This window comes from Streptomyces sp. NPDC056224 (assembly GCF_042267665.1).
Taxonomy (GTDB): Bacteria; Actinomycetota; Actinomycetes; order Streptomycetales; family Streptomycetaceae; genus Streptomyces.
Window position 1 is genome coordinate 64,280 of sequence record NZ_JBHJTK010000001.1, and the last position, 17,851, is coordinate 82,130.

The 17,851-nt window shown below is 73.0% G+C and carries 16 protein-coding genes; 9 read left to right on the forward strand and 7 right to left on the reverse strand.

Going from position 1 to position 17,851, the window contains the following annotated elements; translation table 11 throughout:
• Window positions 1–15: 15 nt before the first annotated feature.
• The 5 genes from ACFCZ1_RS00290 (at window position 16) to ACFCZ1_RS00310 (ending at window position 4,870) form a co-directional block, all read left to right on the forward strand.
• A complete protein-coding gene (locus ACFCZ1_RS00290; RefSeq protein ID WP_376676052.1) occupies window positions 16–609 on the forward strand; it encodes a histidine phosphatase family protein in 594 nt (197 codons plus the stop codon).
• A 47-nt stretch (window positions 610–656) separates the two neighbouring features.
• Window positions 657–2,246 (forward strand): APC family permease, encoded by a 1,590-nt coding sequence (locus ACFCZ1_RS00295; protein ID WP_376676053.1) that lies wholly within the window; start codon window positions 657–659, stop codon window positions 2,244–2,246.
• Between the two features lie 9 nt (window positions 2,247–2,255).
• Window positions 2,256–2,684 carry a universal stress protein gene (locus ACFCZ1_RS00300; protein ID WP_376676054.1) on the forward strand — a complete coding sequence of 143 codons (429 nt, stop codon included), beginning with the start codon at window positions 2,256–2,258 and terminating at the stop codon, window positions 2,682–2,684.
• 153 nt (window positions 2,685–2,837) lie between these two features.
• Window positions 2,838–3,758, forward strand: a complete 921-nt coding sequence (locus tag ACFCZ1_RS00305) for a methyltransferase domain-containing protein (protein ID WP_376676055.1) — start codon at window positions 2,838–2,840, stop codon at window positions 3,756–3,758.
• 2 nt (window positions 3,759–3,760) lie between these two features.
• Window positions 3,761–4,870 carry a hypothetical protein gene (locus ACFCZ1_RS00310; protein WP_376676056.1) on the forward strand — a complete coding sequence of 370 codons (1,110 nt, stop codon included), beginning with the start codon at window positions 3,761–3,763 and terminating at the stop codon, window positions 4,868–4,870.
• Between the two features lie 7 nt (window positions 4,871–4,877).
• Here the strand turns inward: ACFCZ1_RS00310 and ACFCZ1_RS00315 are convergent, their stop codons facing one another.
• Genes ACFCZ1_RS00315 through ACFCZ1_RS00335 form a run of 5 tightly spaced genes read right to left on the reverse strand, consistent with a single transcriptional unit; the run spans window position 4,878 to window position 9,153 of the window.
• Window positions 4,878–6,236, reverse strand: coding sequence for a cytochrome P450 (locus ACFCZ1_RS00315; RefSeq protein WP_376676057.1), 1,359 nt, complete (start codon window positions 6,234–6,236; stop codon window positions 4,878–4,880).
• A complete protein-coding gene (locus tag ACFCZ1_RS00320; protein ID WP_328924377.1) occupies window positions 6,233–6,853 on the reverse strand; it encodes an ATP/GTP-binding protein in 621 nt (206 codons plus the stop codon). Before ACFCZ1_RS00320 ends, ACFCZ1_RS00315 begins: the two co-directional genes overlap by 4 nt.
• Entirely contained in the window at window positions 6,834–7,196 is a 363-nt protein-coding gene (locus tag ACFCZ1_RS00325; RefSeq protein WP_376676058.1) for a DUF742 domain-containing protein, read from the reverse strand. The genes ACFCZ1_RS00320 and ACFCZ1_RS00325 overlap by 20 nt, the downstream gene beginning before the upstream one ends.
• Window positions 7,193–7,600, reverse strand: a complete 408-nt coding sequence (locus ACFCZ1_RS00330; RefSeq protein WP_376676059.1) for a roadblock/LC7 domain-containing protein — start codon at window positions 7,598–7,600, stop codon at window positions 7,193–7,195. Before ACFCZ1_RS00330 ends, ACFCZ1_RS00325 begins: the two co-directional genes overlap by 4 nt.
• Window positions 7,597–9,153 (reverse strand): sensor histidine kinase, encoded by a 1,557-nt coding sequence (locus ACFCZ1_RS00335; RefSeq protein WP_376676060.1) that lies wholly within the window; start codon window positions 9,151–9,153, stop codon window positions 7,597–7,599. The genes ACFCZ1_RS00330 and ACFCZ1_RS00335 overlap by 4 nt, the downstream gene beginning before the upstream one ends.
• Before the next feature lie 651 nt (window positions 9,154–9,804).
• Here ACFCZ1_RS00335 and ACFCZ1_RS00340 point away from each other — a divergent pair.
• Complete coding sequence (locus ACFCZ1_RS00340) at window positions 9,805–11,298, forward strand: FUSC family protein (protein ID WP_376676746.1); 1,494 nt, start codon at window positions 9,805–9,807, stop codon at window positions 11,296–11,298.
• Here ACFCZ1_RS00340 and ACFCZ1_RS00345 read toward each other — a convergent pair.
• On the reverse strand, window positions 11,288–13,579 hold the full coding sequence (locus ACFCZ1_RS00345; RefSeq protein ID WP_376676061.1) for a HelD family protein: 2,292 nt from the start codon (window positions 13,577–13,579) through the stop codon (window positions 11,288–11,290). The two genes, ACFCZ1_RS00340 and ACFCZ1_RS00345, sit on opposite strands and share 11 nt — an antisense overlap.
• Window positions 13,580–13,720: 141 nt before the next feature.
• On the opposite strand from ACFCZ1_RS00345, the gene ACFCZ1_RS00350 reads away from it, so the two are divergent.
• The 3 genes from ACFCZ1_RS00350 (at window position 13,721) to ACFCZ1_RS00360 (ending at window position 16,788) form a co-directional block, all read left to right on the forward strand.
• Entirely contained in the window at window positions 13,721–14,302 is a 582-nt protein-coding gene (locus ACFCZ1_RS00350; protein ID WP_376676062.1) for a GNAT family N-acetyltransferase, read from the forward strand.
• 216 nt (window positions 14,303–14,518) lie between these two features.
• On the forward strand, window positions 14,519–15,655 hold the full coding sequence (locus ACFCZ1_RS00355) for a nitric oxide synthase oxygenase (protein WP_376676063.1): 1,137 nt from the start codon (window positions 14,519–14,521) through the stop codon (window positions 15,653–15,655).
• A gap of 53 nt (window positions 15,656–15,708) precedes the next feature.
• Window positions 15,709–16,788 (forward strand): lactonase family protein, encoded by a 1,080-nt coding sequence (locus ACFCZ1_RS00360; protein WP_376676064.1) that lies wholly within the window; start codon window positions 15,709–15,711, stop codon window positions 16,786–16,788.
• 61 nt (window positions 16,789–16,849) lie between these two features.
• Here ACFCZ1_RS00360 and ACFCZ1_RS00365 read toward each other — a convergent pair whose 3' ends face one another.
• Window positions 16,850–17,764 (reverse strand): sirohydrochlorin chelatase, encoded by a 915-nt coding sequence (locus ACFCZ1_RS00365; protein ID WP_376676065.1) that lies wholly within the window; start codon window positions 17,762–17,764, stop codon window positions 16,850–16,852.
• Window positions 17,765–17,851: the final 87 nt, after the last annotated feature.

The window sequence follows — 17,851 nt, forward strand, 5'->3', positions numbered from 1 at the left end:
TCTAGGGTCCGGAGGATGAGCGACCTGCTGCTGGTGAGACACGGCGAGACGGCGTGGAGCGCCGACGGGCGGCACACGGGGCGGACCGACGTGCCGCTGACCGCGAAGGGGGTCGAGGAGGCCGTCTCGCTCGCTGCCTTCTTCCAGGACCGCCACCCGGCGCTGGTGCTGGCGAGCCCGTTGCGCCGGGCCGTCGCCACGGCCGAACTCACGGGGCTCACCGGCGCGTTCACCGACACCGACCTGTACGAGTGGGACTACGGCGGCTACGAGGGCGTCACCACCGAGCAGATCCGGCGGAGCACGCCCGACTGGTCCTTGTGGACCCACGGCGTCCCGCCCGGCGACGCGGCGCACCCCGGCGAGAGCGCCGCGGAGGTCGGCGCCCGCGCCGACCGCGCCCTGGCCCGCGTGGCCCCGGTGCTCCGCGCCGACGGCGGCGACGCGGTGGTGGTCGCCCACGGCCACTTCCTGCGCGTGCTCACCGCCCGCTATCTGGGCCTGGACCCCGCCTACGGCAGGCTGTTCCTGCTGCACACCGGCACGGTCGGCGTCCTGTCCACGGAACACGGGCTTCCGGTGATCGCGGGCTGGAACATCCGCCCATAGGGCCGTCCCGCCTCGCGCGGCGGCCGGGTGCGGGCGAGGATGCGTACATGGCCGACGACGGTGCGGGCGGTGCGGACAGCACGGGCGACGCGGGCGGTACGGACGGTGGCGGCGGACCGCGGAACGGGCCTGCGGGCGGCGCGGGGCCGACGGCCGGTGCGCGGCCCACGGCCGACGCGGGGCTCAAGGCCAACGCGATCGGTTTCCTCGACGCGCTCGTCATCGGCCTGAACTCCACGTCGCCCGCCTACTCCCTCGCCGCCGTCCTCGGGCCGATCGTGGCGTTGGTCGGGATCTACGCGCCGGGCGTGATGCTGGCCTCGTTCGTACCGATGCTGCTGATCGCCGCCGCCTTCTACTATCTCAACAAGGCCGACCAGGACTGCGGGACGACCTTCTCGTGGGTCACCCGGGCCATGGGGCCCTGGGCGGGCTGGCTCGGCGGCTGGGCGATCGCCATGACGGGCGTGCTGGTCATCGGCTCGCTGGCGGACGTCGCCGTCAACTTCGGCCTGCTCGCCTTCGGACTCGACGACTGGGCCGCGAACGCGGTGATCCGGCAGGGCCTCACCGTCGCGGTGATCCTGGGCATGACCGCGATCTGCGTCATCGGAACCGAGCTGTCGGCCCACTTCCAGGACATCCTCATCCTCGCCCAGGTCTTCTTCCTCCTGACCTTCGCGGTGGTCGCCATCTACCGCGTCTACGCCGGTAGCAGCACCCTGGAGGCGATCGAGCCGTCCCTCGGCTGGCTCAACCCCTTCGGAGCCGGTGGCGCCGCCCTCACCGGCGGACTGCTGCTCGGCGTGTTCATGTACTGGGGCTGGGAGTCCGCGGTCAACCTCACCGAGGAGGTGGAGGACTCCGCCACGGCCCCCGGCAAGGCGGGCATCTGGTCGACCGTGATCCTCCTGGTGACCTACCTGTCCGTGGGCTTCGCGGTCGTCGGCTACGCCGGCACCGCCTTCCTCGCCGAGAACGCGGCCGAGGAGGAGGCCATCTTCGCCGTGCTCGCCCACGAGGTCATGGGCGGCTGGGACTGGGTGGTGCTCCTCGCCGTCTGCACCTCCGCGCTCGCCTCCACCCAAACCACGATCATCCCCGCCTCCCGCACCGCCCTGTCCATGGCCCGCCGGCACGCGCTGCCGCCGCCGCTCGCGCACATCCACCAGCGGTTCCGCACCCCGGACGTGAGCACGTGGTGGGTGGCCGGCATCGCCATCGTCTGGTACCTCGCCGTCAACCAGATCAGCGAGAACGCCCTCCTGGACTCGCTCACCGCGCTGTCCCTGCTCATCGCCTTCTACTACGCGCTGACCGGTCTGGCCTGCGCCGTCTACTACCGCCGCCACCTGCTGGAGAGCCCGCACAACTTCCTGCTCATCGGGCTCGGCCCGGTGACCGGCGCCGGCCTTCTGGTCTGGCTGCTGGTGGAGTCGGTCGGCGACATGTCCGACCCGGAGAACTCGGCCAGCGGCGCCTCCTGGTTCGGGCTCGGCCCGCCGCTGGTCATCGGGATCGCGATCGCCGTCGTCGGCGTGCTCCTCATGTGCTTCTGGCGGGTCCGGGACGGCAGGTTCTGGCGGGAGCGGCGAGGAGTGGTCGACCCGGCCCTCGTCGAGGCCGGGAAGCGCTGAGGAGTCCCGATGTCAGTGGTCCTCGGATACGACGAGTCGCCCGGCGCGGAACGGGCCCTGCAGGTGGCGCTGGAGGTGGCCACCGCCTTCGGCGAGCCGCTCGTCCTCGTCTACGGAGCGGCAGCCCCGGGCAGCGCCGGCGAAGAGTACCGCGCCCACCGCGAGGCCGTACGCCAGGCCGGCCGCAGCGCCCTCGCGCACGCGGTCGAGGCGGCCGACCGGGCGGGCGTTCCGTCGACGGTGGAGGTGGTCGACGAGAAGCCCGCGCAGGCGCTGCTCGACGCGGCCCTTCGCCACCACGCCCGCGTCATCATCGTGGGCACCTGGGGCGACAGCCCGATCCGCGGCGCCCTGCTGGGCTCCACCCCGCACAAGCTCCTGCACCTGTCTCCGGTACCGGTGTTGTGCGTGCCGACGGAGGGCGGAGCCACCGCATAGGGCGGATGCTATCGACCAACTGTGCCGGTATTGTGGCTATTTCATGTGTGACTATGCTCAAGACCTAAGTGATTGAGGCGTTTTATTGATCACTCTTGGGCAGAGTGGGGCGGCCGAGAAACACCCCCACGTGACCGCATGACCGGAGAACCGATGGACAGCAACCTCGTCATCCAGCCCCCCACTGGTGGCCAGGCGTTCGACGAGAGACAAGTACCCCTCTACTACAGCCGCAAGACGGCGGACATACTCCACAAGTACGGCCCGGGACCGCGTGTCCACTTCCACATGGGGCTCTTCGCCCCGGGGGCGACGCCCAACACCACGGTGTCCCAGCGCGTCCTCAAGCGCCGCATCGTCGAGTCCCAGGAGGCGATAGTCGAGCACGCCGCCCGGAGCTGGGGCGCGTACGCCTCGCCGCCCGCGCGCGTGCTCGACATCGGCTGCGGGGTCGGCGGCGGCTCGCTCTACTGGGCGCAGGAGCACGGCGCGTCCGTCACCGGCCTCACCGTCGCCGCGGAACACGTCCCGGTCATCCAGGAGTTCGCGCGTCAGGCCGGGGTCGGTGACCGGGTCACGCCGCTGCTCGCCGATGTCCACGACTTCACCACCGACCGCAGGTTCGACGCGGCCTACGCCAACGAGAGCTCCGGCTACATGGACCGCGAGCGGCTCTTCCAGGTCGTCGCCAAGGCGCTGAAGCCGGGCGGCTGGTTCGGGATCCAGGAGCACTTCATCTGCCGTCCCGAGTGGACCGAGTTCATCGACGGCTACTACAAGACGCGCCTGGGCACGCTCAGCGAGTACATCACCGCCGCCGCGGCCGCGGGGTTCGAGCTGGAACAGGACGAGGACGTCACCGACCGCGTCGCGGAGTTCTGGGTGCAGTCGATGGCGTGGAACACCGCCGAACTGGACCGGATCGAGCAGTCGGGCACGGCCGTCGCGCCCGCCGCCTGGTGCCGGGAACGGCTCCAGGAGTCGACGATCACGCACGGCAAGCTGTTCCGGATCTGGCGCGACCACGCGCTGGAGACCCGCCTGCTGCTCTTCCGGCTCGGCGGGGGGAACTGATCGTGCCGACCGTCTACGCGGAGGGCACGCACCCCTCCCGGATCGGCTGGGAACTACCGCCGTTCTACTGCCCGTTCGAGCAGGGCCTCATCCACCCGGCGGTGGACGAGATCGAGAAGCGGGCCATCGACTGGATCGACGGGTTCGGGCTCTACCCGGACGCCACCGAGCGCGCGTGGGGGCTGGCCACCCGCAGCGCCGACTTCACCTGCCGGATCATCCCCCACGGCGACGTCGAGCCGATGCTGCTGTTCGCCCAGTGGAACTACTGGGCCTTCGCCACCGACGACTGGCAGGACTCCAACACCGGCGCCGCGGGCACCGCGGCCGTCGCGGACCACGGCGCCCGGCTGATCCGTACCGTCGAGGCCCCCGGCTCCGGCCTGCTGCCGCCGGGGCCGCACACCGCCGCGCTGGAGGACCTCGCGGCCCGGACCCGGGACATGCTCACCCCCGTCCAGCTGCGCCGCTTCACCGAGGGCATCCGGGACTGGGTGTTCGGCGCCACCTGGCAGACCGCCAACGCCGAGCGCGAGATCATGCCGAGCCTGAACGACTTCGTGGCGAAGCGGATCTCCAGCAACGGCACCCGGTTCACGCTCACATGGTGCGACGTGGCGAACGGGATCGACGTACCGGGCGACGAGCTGTACTCGGCCCCCGTCCAGGCGCTGACCGACGCCGCCGGGTTCATCGTCAGCTGCGACAACGACCTGTTCTCGTACAACAAGGACGACCACATGGTCCCCTGGGAGCAGAACCTGATCAACGTCCTGGCCCGGCTGCACGGGTGCACCCCGGCCGAGGCGCTCCCCGCCGCCTACGCCCTGCGCGACCGGACGGTGACCCTGTTCGTCCGGCTGCGCGAGCAGCTCGGCCGACGGGCGGGCGGGCAACTGGGCCGCTACTTGGGCTCCCTGGAGCACTGGATCGCGGGCGACCTCGACTACCACAGCAGGGCGCCGCGTTACGCGAGCCCGCGCAATCGCAACGCCCTGCCCGTGGAGGGCGCCCGCTTCGACATCGTCCGGAGCGACACGCCCAGCGATGCGAGCGTCGAGCCGCCGCCGGTCCCGGCTCTCGCCTGGTGGTGGCGGCAGCTCGAAGCCTGACCTCCCGTCAGCGGCGGCCCAGCAGCCGGGCCCACCACGAGCCCCGCGCCGCCGGCGGTTCCCCGGGCAGGGGGGCGGCCGGCGGCGCGGCGGGCGGCGCGGGCGCGCGCGTGGCCGCCGTGACCGAGGTCCCGCGCGGTGTGAACCGCACCGGAAGCGCGATCAGATGGCGGGACATGAGGGACGAGGTCCAGCGCAGTTCGTGCTCGGGGACGGCCAGTTCCAGGTCGGGCAGCCGCGTCAGCAGGGTGTCGATACCGGTGTCCGCGATCGCCCGGCCGATGTCCTGGCCGGGGCACTTGTGGGGGCCGCTGCTGAAGGCGAGGTGGGAGCGGTTGCCGTGGACGGGCACCGTCAGATCGGGACGTATCTCCGGATCGACGTTCCCGGGCGCGAGGCCCAGCAACAGCATGTCCCCGGCGTTGATGTGCACCCCGCCGAGCTCGGTGTCGCCGGTGGCCCAGCGGCCCAGGATCGTGGTGAACGGGGGTTCGTCCCACAGGACCTGTTCGAGCGCGTCGGGCAGGGTCATGTGACCGCCGGAGAGGTTCGCGCGGAAGCGCTGGTCGGTGAGGACCATGCGCAGCGTGTTCGCCACGAGGTTGGCGGTCGACTCGAACGCCGCGATCATCACCAGCCGCAGGTGCTCCACGATCTCGTAGTCGCTCAGCGCCGTCGGGTGCTCCAGCATCCAGGTGGTGAAGTCCCGGCCGGGCACCACCCGCTTGCGCGCGACGAGTTCCCGCAGCGTGGCCGTGACGTACTCGTTGCTGGCGACGGCCGTCTCGGTGCCCCGGATCATGTCCCGGGCGGCCTCGACGAGCCGCGGTCCGTACGAATCCGGTGCCCCGACCAGCTGGGTCATCACGAGCATCGGCAGCGGTTCGGCGAAGTCGGTGACGAGGTCGCCCCGCCCGGACTCGGCGAAGCCGTCGATCAGCTGGTCGGCGAAGCGCTTGACGTACCGCCGTACGCCGCGCCGGTCGAAGCGCTCGAGCGACTCGGTGAGCGCCCCGCGCAGCCGCTCGTGCTCGGCGCCGTCGACGAAGTGACACACCGGCTGCCACGCGGTCATGGGGGTCAGCGGATGGTCCTGGGGGACGTTGCCCGCCTGCATGTCCCGCCAGAGCCGGGGGTCCCGGGAGAACCGGGACGGCGTACGCGCCACGTCCAGGTTCTCCCGGTGGCCGAGCACCAGCCAGGCCGGCAGGTCGCCCTGTACGAGGACGGGGGCCACCGCGCCGTGCTCGGCACGCAGCTTCTCGTACAGCCCCATCGGATCGGCTTCGGCCTCGGGGCCGTAGAGCCGGTGCGCGGGGCAGCCCGGCGGCGGGGTGGACGCTGCGGGGGACGGGAAGGTGCTCACGAGGCCTCCGGGGTCACGGCGAGGGAGTGCAGATAGCGCATCAGCGTCATCAGGACGTCACGGCTGGATTCGCGCCGCCGGGCGTCGCAGAGCACCAGCGGGACCGACGCGGGCAGGTCGAGGGCGCTGCGCAGGTCCTCGACGGGGTGCTCGGGCGCGTCGGGGAAGGAGTTGACGGCGACCACGAAGGGCACCCCGCGCTCCTCCAGCCGGCCGATCACGTCGAAGCTGACCTCCAGGCGGCGGGTGTCGACCAGGACCACCGCGCCCAGCGCGCCCTCGAACAGGCCGTTCCAGAGGAACCAGAAACGCTGCTGGCCGGGGGTGCCGAAGAGGTACAGCACCAGTTCCTCGTTGATGCTGATCCGGCCGAAGTCCATGGCCACGGTGGTGGAGCTCTTGCGCTCCACGCCCGCCGTGTCGTCGACGCCGACCCCGGCCTGGGTCATCGTCTCCTCGGTGGTCAGCGGCCGGATCTCGCTCACCGAGCCGACCAGGGTCGTCTTGCCGACCCCGAAGCCGCCCACGATCACCACCTTGACCGCGGCGGCGGCCGTGGCCGGCAGTACGTCCTCGCGCCGCGGCCCGGCGGGCCGCTCAGAGCTTTCGAAGTCCATCGATGACTGCCTCAATCAATGCCAGGTCGGGGAGTTGGGCGCGGGCGACGGGTGCGCGGGAGAGCACCTGGCCCGCGGTGATCAGATCGTCGACCAGTACGGTGACCACGCTCACCGGCAGGCCGAGGTACGCGGAGATCTCGGCCACCGAGAGGGGTGCCTGACACAGCCGCATGATGGCCGCGTGTTCCGGCTGCATGCCGGGCTTGGGCCCCGACCTGGCGACGATGAGCGTGACCAGGTCGAGGCGGCGGGTGGGCACTAACGGTCCGCTGCGACCGCCCGTGATGACGTACAGCCGCTCGGGACTGCCGTCTTCCCAGCCGTTGCCCGGGTCACTCACGCGGGCTGCCTGTCGCTGCGCGGCGGGCTGCTGAGGTGCTCTCCGATCCGCGCCACGAGGTCGCGCATGCGCTGGCCCATCAGCCCGGCGTCCACGCCCTCGTTGGCCAGCACCGCGAGGTAGGCACCGGCGCCGGCCGCCATCAGGTAGAAGAACCCGCCGTCCATCTCGATCACGACCAGTCTCATCCGGCCGTTGCTGTTCGGGAGTTCGGAGGCGACCGCGCCGGCGAGGCTCTGGAGTCCGGCGCAGGCGGCGGCGAGCCGGTCGGCCGTGTCGGTCTCCGCGCCGTACTGGGCCATCCGCAGGCCGTCGGCGGAGAGCACGATGACGTGCCGGGTCTGCGGAACGCTCTCGGCCAGGTCCTTGAGCATCCAGTCCATGTTGGTCTGCTGCTGACTCATGGCTGTTCCCCCTTGCTCGCCGAGGCCGGCGAGACGTCTGTGTTCTGGCTTGCGCCGGCCTGGCTGTCCCCGGACAGGCCGCTCTGGAAGGCGGCCAGCCACATGCCGGGCTGCGCTTCGGTCTGGTCCGTGGCGGCCGGAGCGGTCCGCGGGGCGGGCGCGGGCTCGGCCGGCGCCGTCGCGCGGTTCTTGCGGCGCCGCTGCGGCAGTCCGTTCGGTGCCCGCTCGGTCACGATGGGCACCTCGTCCATGGTCACCGGGTGCCGCGGTCCCGTGGCCGGGCGCGGCGGCTGTGCCTGCTGTGTCTGCTGTGTCTGTTGCGTCGGCTGCGACGGTGCGGTGGCCACCGGCTCCAGGGCGGCACGGGGTCCCGAAGCGCTGCCGATGCCGTGGGCGACGCCGGTCGCGGTCGAGACGGTCGTGATCAGTCCCTGCGGGATGACCAGGACGGCGCGTACGCCGCCGTAGGCCGAGGAGCGCAGCGACACCCGGAAGTCGTACGCCTGCGAGAGCCGGCCGACCACGGCGAGGCCCAGTCGGGGCGTCTCGCCCAGGTCCGTGAGGTCGATGCCCTCCTGCGCCTGGCGCAGCATGCGCTCGGCCCGCTTGCGGGCCTCTTCGCTCATGCTCAGGCCGCCGTCCTCGATCTCGATGGCGATGCCCGAGTTCACGTCGACGGCGGTCAGGTGGACCTTGGTCTGCGGCGGGGAGTAGCGGGTCGCGTTGTCGAGCAGCTCGGCCAGTGCGTGGATGAGCGGCTCGACCGCGGGCCCGACGACGGCGACCTGGGAGACGGAGTGGAGCTCCACGCGCTGGTAGTCGATGATCCGCGACATGGCGCCGCGCAGCACGCTGTACAGCGGCACGGCCTTGCTCCACTGGCGGCCGGGCCGTGCACCGCCGAGTACGGCGATGGAGTCGGCGAGCCGGCCGATGAGCGCGGTGCCGTGGTCAAGCCGCAGCAGATCGCCGAAGACGGCCGGTGTCTGGCCGTGCCGGTCCTCCATCTCCCGCAGTTCCTGTGCCTGCTGGTGCACGATCGCCTGGACACGACGGGCGATGTTCACGAAGGCCCGCTGCGCGGAGTCGCGCAGGTCCTCCTCGGCGACCACGGCATCGAGCACCGAGCGCAGCACCGCGTGGTGGGCCGCCCGGAACTCGGGTGTCAGTCCGGGCTGGTAAATACCGGGGTCCTCCAGGGACGTGAGCACGTCCTCGGGGAACTCACCCTTGCGCAGGCGCGCCACGACATCGGGCAGCAGCGTCTCGGCCAGCCGTACGGTCTCGGCCTGCTGCCGCCACAGGGCCTCGTCCTGCGCGGCCACTCTGGCCTTGAGCGCCGCCACGGCCTTGCCTCGCCGGGCGGCCTCACCACAGGAGAGCGCGACGGCGACGAAGGCCGCGGCGCCGACCCAGGCCACCGGGGTGCGGGCAGGTGCGGACACCAAGGCCACGGCGACTGCCGACAGTGCCGCGGTCAGCAGGGCGGGCAGCGCCCATACGGCGGGTGAGGTGGGCCCTGGACTGCCGGGCGACGATCCCTCTCGAACCATCAGAACCCTCAAACGATCGAAAGCGAAAGATCATTGGACAACAGCCCGGGATCTTATCTGCTCGGTGAGTCGGCCTTGACAACAGGTCATGATGCGGGCGGGGCAGCGTTGTTGGGGCGCGGAGGCCTGTCCTGAAACGGACTGTGCCTCCGACCGGCCGCCCCGGCGGTACGGGACGGCCGTCCGCGCTGTCAGGACCCGGTGGGAACCTGCCGGGCGCCCCTGCGGGAGGTGGGGAGAACGCTCGCGACGGCCCGGCCGATTCGGCTGGTTTCCGACCACGGCCGATGTGCCCCGACCGGGCCGGGTGCGCGGCGCCGCCCGGAAGTGCCCCCGGACCCGCACGGCCGGCAAACGGAACGCCGCCGTGGACGCGGCGCCGGGCCGGGCCGTTGGCACCCCGCCGGCCGAAGAGCGCGCGCCCGCGCTGTGCCAATGGCCCAGTGACCGGGGCCCCGGTTGAGCCACCGGGCCCGCAGATGCTTATCTGTGTCGTATCCATGTACTTTCGGCGCCGCGCAGCGCCGGACGGCAACGACGCCGCTCCGGACCGTGGCGCCTTCGCCGTGCCCGTACGCCGCCCACCACCCCCGGGCGGCCGCCGGCCGGCGCGCACCATCGCAAGGGGGGCGGCACACCGCCGTGAAGAGGATGTTCGTGGCTCCGGATCCGGGGCGTTCGAGACTCAGGAACTCGGCTCGCGCAGTGATCGGCGTCGGCGCCGCCGTGGCCCTCGCCGAGCTGTGCGGTCTCTCCCTGACCGCCTCCATCACCGGGGGACTGGCGGCCCTGCTCGCCCTCTTCACGGTGCTCGACGCCGACGTCCCCGCCCAGCGCGCCACCACCGCCCTGCTGCCCGTCGCCGGGTTCCCCGTCCTCGCGCTGGCCACCACCCTCCACGGGGTGCCCCTGGCCCGTGACGCCGCCTTCCTCGCCGTCGTGTTCGCCGGGGTCTATGCCCGGCGCTTCGGCCCGCGCGGACACGCCCTCGGGATCTTCGGCTTCATGATGTTCTTCGTCACCCAGTTCCTGCACGCCCGGCCCGGGCAGCTGCCCGAGCTGTACGCGGCCGTCGGGCTGGCGCTCCTCGCCGCCGGAGCCGTGCGCTTCGCGCTGTGGCCCATCGAGCGGCGCACCCCGCCCGCCGCGGCGCCGCCCGGGCTGCCGGGCACCGGGCTCGCACGACCCACCACCCGCCAGGCCTTCCAAGCCACCGCCGCCTGCACCTTCGCCCTCGGCATCGGCCAGGCGCTCTCCGAGGACCGCTGGTACTGGGCCGTCGGCACCGCCTGGTGGATCTTCGTCAACACCGCCTCACGGGGCGAGACCCTCGTCCGCGGCTTCCGCCGGGTCGTCGGCACCGTCACCGGCATCGCCGCCGGGCTGCTCGTCGCCGTACCGCTGCACGGCGCGCCCGTGCCGACCGCCGCCCTCGTCGCCGTATGCGTCTTCGGGATCTTCTACACCGCGGCCCCCTCGTACTCCTGGATGATGTTCTTCGTCACCGTCATGGCCGGGCTGCTCTACGGGCTCCTCGGCGTCCTGCACCCCGGGCTGCTGCTCCTGCGCTTCCAGGAGACCGCGATCGGCGCGCTCGGCGCCGCCCTCGCCGTCGTGATCATCCTCCCGGTGACCACCCACGCCGCGAACGACGCCTGGATCCAGCGCGCCCTGCACTGCGTGCGCGCCTCCACCGCGGCCTCCCTGGACCGCCTCGCCGGAAATCCCGAGGCCGACCCGGCCCCCCACGCCGCCGAGCTGGAACTGCTGCTGGGCCGCGTACGGATGGCCCTGGCGCCCCTCGTCCACCCGCTGAGCCCGTTGCGCGCCCGCAAGGCCCGCGCCCGGCAGGTCCTGGCGCTGCTCGACGACTGCGCCCGGGAGGTGCGCGGCCTGGTCGCCGTGGCCGCCGACCCGCAGGCCTCGCACGACGCCCGGCTGGCCGCCGCCTGCTGGCGCGTCGAGGCGGCCGCCCTGGCCCTGACCGCGCCGCAGGGCGCCCCCGAGCCCGCGCCGACGACGCCGGCCCTGCCCGCACCGGCGGAGCCGGCCCTCGCCCACCTGCACGGCCTCGAACACGCCCTCGTCGCGCTCGCCACCCCGCTGCGCACCGACCCGCGGGCGCCGCTGGTCATCAGCGCCTGATCAGCCCCTCCGGGCCCAGGCCCGCCGGCAGCCGGCCCTCGGTGTGCACCACGCCGAGGGCCTGGGTGGCCCGGGTGAGCGCCACGTACAGGTCGCTCGGCCGGAGGTCGGCCGGCTCGACCACGATCACCGTGTCGAACTCCAGCCCCTTGGCCTGGCGCGGGTCGAGGAGCACCACCGCCCGGGTCAGGTCCGGCTCGGCCCCGGCCCGTACCCCCGGCAGCCCGGCGGCGAGCGGGGCGTGCAGCGCCCGCGGCGCGATCACCGCGAGCCGCCCCTCCTGCGGCAGCTCCCGCCGGACCGCCTCCCCGACCGCCTCCGCCAGGTTCCCTGCCGCCAGCGCCCACGGCCGGACGCCAGTGGTCCGCACCGAGCTCGGCGGCTCGAAGCCGGGATCGCGGGCGCGCAGTACGGCCGCCGCCACCTCCATGATCTCGGCGGGCGTCCGGTAGTTGACCCCCAGCCGGACCAGCTCCCAGCGCTCGCCCACGTAGGGGCCGAGGATGCGCTCCCAGGAGCCGCAGCCCGCCTCGTCGGCGGTCTGCGCCGGATCGCCGACCAGCGTCATGGAACGGGTGGGGCAGCGCCGCATCAGCAGCCGCCACGCCATCTCCGACAGCTCCTGCGCCTCGTCCACGATGACGTGCCCGAAGGCCCAGGTGCGGTCCGCCGCGGCCCGCTCGGCCGCGCTGCGGTGGTCGGCCTCCTCGTGGCGCTCGGCCATCCGCTCGGCGTCGATGATGTCGTGCGCCGCGAGGAACTCGCTCTCCTCGTCCTCGAACTCGTAGGACTCGGATCCCTGCGACAGGTCCAGCACGCCCTGCGCGTACGAGATGCGCCGCTGCCGCTCGCGCTCCTCGGCGGCGCGCCGGGCGGTGTCGTCCTCCCCGAGCAGTTCGGCCGCCTCGTCCAGCAGCGGCACGTCGGCCGGGGTCCACCGCGGCCGCGCGGACGGCTCGCGCCGGATCAGCTCCGTCTCGTGCGCGGGCAGGTGCGTGGGCTCCGCCAGGAAGTCGCCGACGAGCTGCTCGGGCGTGAGCGAGGGCCACAGCGAGTCGATCGCGGCCTGCACCGCGGGGCTCATCGCGATCTCCTTGCCCAGCTGGGCCACGTCGTCCGCACCCAGCAGGTTCGGTCCGCCGTACGGATCGGCCCCGAGCCGGTCGGCGAGCTGCGCCGTGAGCGCGTCGATGACCGGGAAGGCGAAGGCGGGACGCGCCTGGTTGTGCGGCAGTCCGGTGGCCCGGGCCCGGTCCCGCGCCTCGTACGCCATCGTGCGGTCCAGCAGCAGGGTCCCGTAGTCGTCGTGGTCGATCTCCAGCGCGGGCTCGGGGACGGTGTCGTACTCCTCGCCGGTGTCCGCCGGCACCGTCTGCGGCAGGCACTGCCGGTCGGCGACGACCCGGGCCAGCACCTCCGCCATCGCGGCCCGGCCCTTCACCGCGGCCGCCCCGGGGCGGTCGGTGCCCGTCGCGTGGACCCCGGGGAAGAGCTCGCCCGGGGTCGCGAGCAGGACGCCCGTCTCGCCGAGCGCGGGCAGCACCCCGCCGATGTAGCCCAGGAAGGCCGGGCCGGGTCCGACGATCAGCACCCCGCGCTTGGCCAACAGCTCCCGGTGCGCGTACAGCAGGTACGCGGCGCGGTGGAGCGCCACCGCCGTCTTGCCGGTGCCGGGGCCGCCCTCGACGACCAGCACCCCGCGGTGCGTGGACCGGATGACCCGGTCCTGTTCGGCCTGGATGGTGCGCACGATGTCGTGCATCCGGCCGGTCCGGGCCGCATCGAGGGCGGCGAGCAGCACGGCGTCCGCGTCGGCGCCCTCGTACCCGGTGCGCTCCGCGTCGGTCAGGTCGAGGATCTCGTCGTGCAGGCCGGTCACGGCCCGCCCCCGGCTGCTGATGTGGCGGCGGCGCCGCAGCCCCATGGGGGTGTGGCCGGTGGCGAGGTAGAACGGGCGGGCCACGTCCGCCCGCCAGTCCAGGACCAGTGGCGTGCGCTCGGCGTCGTCCGCGCGGATTCCGATGCGGCCGATGTGGTGGTCGCGGCCGTCGGAGAACTCCAGCCGGCCGAAACACAGGCCGTTCTCGCCGGCATTCAGCGCGGATAGCAGACCGGACTGCTCCGCGACCAGGACATCGCGCTCCAGGCGCGCCTGATACCCGGTCCCCACATCGCGCAATGCCCCCTCGACGGCACGTTCGGCCTGGTCACGCAGGTGATCGAGGCGCGCGTAGAGACCGTCGACGAATTGCTGTTCTTTCCGGAATTCCTCGGTTGACAATTGCACTCCTGGCGCGATACGGTGTCCTCGTGAGCTTCTTCATGCCTTCGCTTTCGGTGAAGTCATGAAACATTAAATATACGCTCTTCCGTCCCTCGGCAGTCAATTCCGCCGGGGGATTTTTTGCGTACCGTGGATCCCATGACCACCGCACACGGCTCCGCCGACGGCATCGTCTACCGCCCCGCCCGCCCCGAGGACGCGGGAGCCATCGAGGCCCTGGACGGCTCCTTCACCACCGACACCGTCTTCGAGGTGGACGCCGCCGGATCCGGCTTCGGATTCATGCTCCGCGAGATCCCCGCCGATCCGCCGCTGTACAAGGAGTTCCCGCCCGAGGAACACGACGAGCAGGGGCTCGGCGGCGGCCGGGACACCGCCGGGGACGCCCGGACCTTCGTGGCCCTCGACGGCGGCCGGGTGTGCGGCTTCGCCGCCGTCGGCTACGCCGCCTGGAACCGGCGGCTGACGATCGAGGACATCGAGGTCTCGCCCGGCCATCGCAGCCGCGGCATCGGCCGCGCCCTGATGGAGTGCGCGGACGCGTTCGCCCGTGAACGCGGCGCCGATCACCTCTGGCTGGAGGTCAGCTCGGTCAACGCCCCGGCCGTGCACGCCTATCGGCGCATGGGATTCACCCTCTGCGGCCTCGACACCACCCTGTACGGCGGCACGCCCGCCGCCGGCGAGCGGGCGCTGTTCATGAGCCGGCCCTGCCGCTGACCCGTCGCGCGGTGGGTCAACCCCGGGATTCCGGCGGATAGTACGCCGTTCGGCGGCGCGCCCGCAGTCCGTTCCCTGGAGACCACTCGGAGGAGTGTTCCGAACGTGCCTGGCGCACGACGCTGACCTGTGACCCGTACAACGGGGCATGGTGAATTGCACATTCATCCGGCATGTACAGGGTGGATCTGGTCGGACAGGGGGTAACCGCCCGGAATGGAAATACTTCAACAGCGCTCCACCACCGCTCAGGTGTGGGAAGCGGCCGAGGAGTTCATCCGGCTCTTCCACCGGGAGAACCAGGGCGCCGGTGATCCGCGTGCCCGGCTCGCCGCCGTGCGGGCCGAGCTCGCGGAGACCGGCACCTACCGGCACTCGCCCGAGGAGCTGGTCCACGGGGCCCGCGTGGCCTGGCGCAACAGCAACCGCTGCATAGGCAGGCTCTACTGGAACTCCCTGCGGGTCCGTGACCGCCGGGAGCTCACCGAAGGCGCCGAGATCGCCGACGCATGCTTCGGGCACCTGCGCGAGGCGACCAACGGCGGCCGGATCCGGCCCACGATCACGGTCTTCGCCCCGGCCGCCCCGGACCGCCCCGGACCGCTGATCTGGAGCGAGCAGCTGGTCCGGTACGCCGGATACGGGGACCACCACTCCGTCACCGTCGGCGACGCGCGCAACGCCCCGCTCACCGAGGCCCTGCTCCGGCTCGGCTGGACCGGCGGCGCCGGCACCCCCTTCGACCTCCTGCCGCTGGTGGTCCAGGGCGTCGACGACAAGCCCCGCTGGTTCGACACCCCGGCGGACGCCGTCCTGGAGGTCCCGATCGGCCACCCCGAGGACGAGGGCTGGGCGGACTGGGGGCTGCGCTGGCACGCCGTGCCCGCCATCTCCAACATGTGCCTGGAGATCGGCGGCATCCACTACCCGGCCGCCCCGTTCAACGGCTGGTACATGGGCACCGAGATAGGCGCCCGCAACCTCGCCGACACCGACCGGTACAACCTCCTGCCCGCCGTCGCGCGCCGCCTCGGCCTGGACACCTCCAGCGACCGCTCGCTGTGGAAGGATCGCGCGCTCGTCGAGCTCAACCGGGCGGTCCTGCACTCCTTCGACCGCGCGGGGGTCACCATCGCCGACCACCACTCCGAGTCCCGGCGCTTCCTGTCCCACATGGCACGGGAGGAGCGCAAGGGCCGCGAGGTGGGCGCGGACTGGTCCTGGATCGTGCCGCCGATCTCCGGCGCCGCGACCCCGGTCTTCCACCGCACCTACGAGGACCGCCGCAGCAATACCGCGTACGTCCACCACTCCGGCGCACAGGACCGGGCCCAGGGGCGGGACTTGGTCTAGACCCTTCCGTTACCGTCGCCCCGGACGGATCCGAAAGCGGAGAGGGGCCTCCCGTGGGCGGCGCGGACAGCACGGACCAAGACGGCGGACACCGGGCCTACATCGGCTCGTTCACCTCCGGGGGCGGCCGCGGTGTCACCACCGCGGCCGTCGATCCGGCCACGGGAGCCCTGACCCCGATCGCGGCCACGGGCGCCGCCGTGGCGGACCCCTCGTACCTCACGCTCGCCCGGGACACCGGCGTGCTCTACGCGGTGAGCGAGACCGGACGGGGGACGGTGACCGCCTTCACGCCCACCGCCGCGGGCCTGGCGCCCCTCGGCCCGCCCGTCGACGTCGGCGGCTCCGGTCCCACCCACCTCAGCCTGGCCGGGCGCCGGCTGCTCACCGCCAACTACACCTCCGGCAGCGTCAGCAGCCTCCCGCTCGCCGCCGACGGCCGCCCGGAGGGGCCCGCCGCCGTGCTCGCACACCACGGCTGCGGCATCGACGCCGACCGCCAGGAGCGGCCGCACGCCCACCAGGTGCTGCCCGACCCGAGCGGCCGCTGGGTGCTCAGCGTCGACCTCGGCACCGATTCCGTCCGGGTCTGCGCGCTCGATCCGGAAACCGGGGAACCGCGGCTGCACGCCGAGACCGCGCTGCGGGCCGGGACCGGACCCCGCCACCTCGCCTTCCACCCGGACGGCACGGTGGCGTACGTACTGCACGAGCTGGAGCCGCAGCTGACCGTCTGCCGGTGGAACGCGGTCTCCGGGCGACTGGAACCGGTCGGAGAGGTTCCGGTGGCCTCCGCGGGCCCGTCGGGGGCCGTGCGGGCCTATCCCTCGGCGGTCGTCGCCTCGGCCGACGGCCGCTTCGTCTGGGCCGCCATCCGCGGCACCGACACCATCGCCACCCTCTCCCTCGCCGGAGGCGCCGAGAAGCCGCAGCTCACCGGTGTCGTGGGCTGCGGCGGCAGCTGGCCGCGCGACCTCGCCGCCGACCCCTCGGGGCGCCGCCTGTACGCGGCCAACGAGCACTCGGGAGACGTCACCTGGTTCGACCTCGACCCCCTGACCGGGCAGCCGCGCGAGGCCGGCTCGGTGGCGGTGCCGGCGGCCACCTGCGTGGTCTTCGGCCGGTCCGTCTGAGGTCCGCGGACGCCGAGAGCCCCCGCCGACGGCGGGGGCCCTTCAGGTCGTGGCGGGCGGTTCAGTGCGTGGCGGCGCCCTGGGTGATCCCGAGAGCCGCGGCGTACTGCGCGACGGCGAGCTTGCCGAGCGCGGGGTACGCGCCGAGCACCTCGGCGGCGCTGCAGTCGGCGTCCTTGCAGGCGCTGTCCAGCAGGCCGTCGGCGGCCTCCGGGCCGATCAGGTACGGGGCGAGCGCGACCTGCGTGGAGCCCTCGCGGCGCAGCTGCTCGGCGACCGCGGCCACCGAGCCCTCCTCGTCGAGCGCGGCCGCCATGACCGGCACGGCGAGCCGGGCGGCGAGCAACATCCCGGTGATCCCGGCGGCCTGTACGGCCTCCTCGCCACCCGTGGTGGCCAGGACGATGCCGTCTGCGGCGGTGGTCACGGTGAAGAGCCGGGCGCGGTCGGCGCGGGCCAGGCCGGCCTCGGACAGCCGCACGTGCAGGCCCTCGGCGAGGAGCGGGTGCGGGCCGAGTACGTCGGCCAGCTCGGCGGCGGCCGAGGAGTCCATCAGCGCCTGGCGGACCCGGCGGAGCAGATCACCGTCGGGGCCGGCCAGCAGCGGGACCACCACGGCGTCCGGGCCGGTCGGCGCGGGCACCTCGTGGCCGGCGGCGCGGGCGAACTCCGCGCGCGCGACCCGCTCGGTCGCGACGGCGGTCAGCACGCCGGACAGGGACGGGAACTCGGAGGCGTCGTCACCGTCGAGGAAGCCGATCCGGGCGTCGAGGCCCGGCAGCTCGGACCGACCGATGCTGATGATCTCTTCCGCCAGCCCCCGCGAGGCGGCCGAGGGGGCACCGGGCACGGCGAGCACCAGCGCGGGCGCGCCCTCGGGCGCCGCCGCGGGCTCGGGCCGGCGGTGCCGTCCGGTCTGGCGGGGTCGCGGCATTCGTACGGGCAGGCCATTTGCGGGCCCAGTGGGGGAGCTCATGGCGCCGCATGCTACTGGCTTATCGGAACCGGGTGTTCGGGCAGGGCCATCTCTTGGGGTATCTGTCCGTATTTATCCGGTGAATGG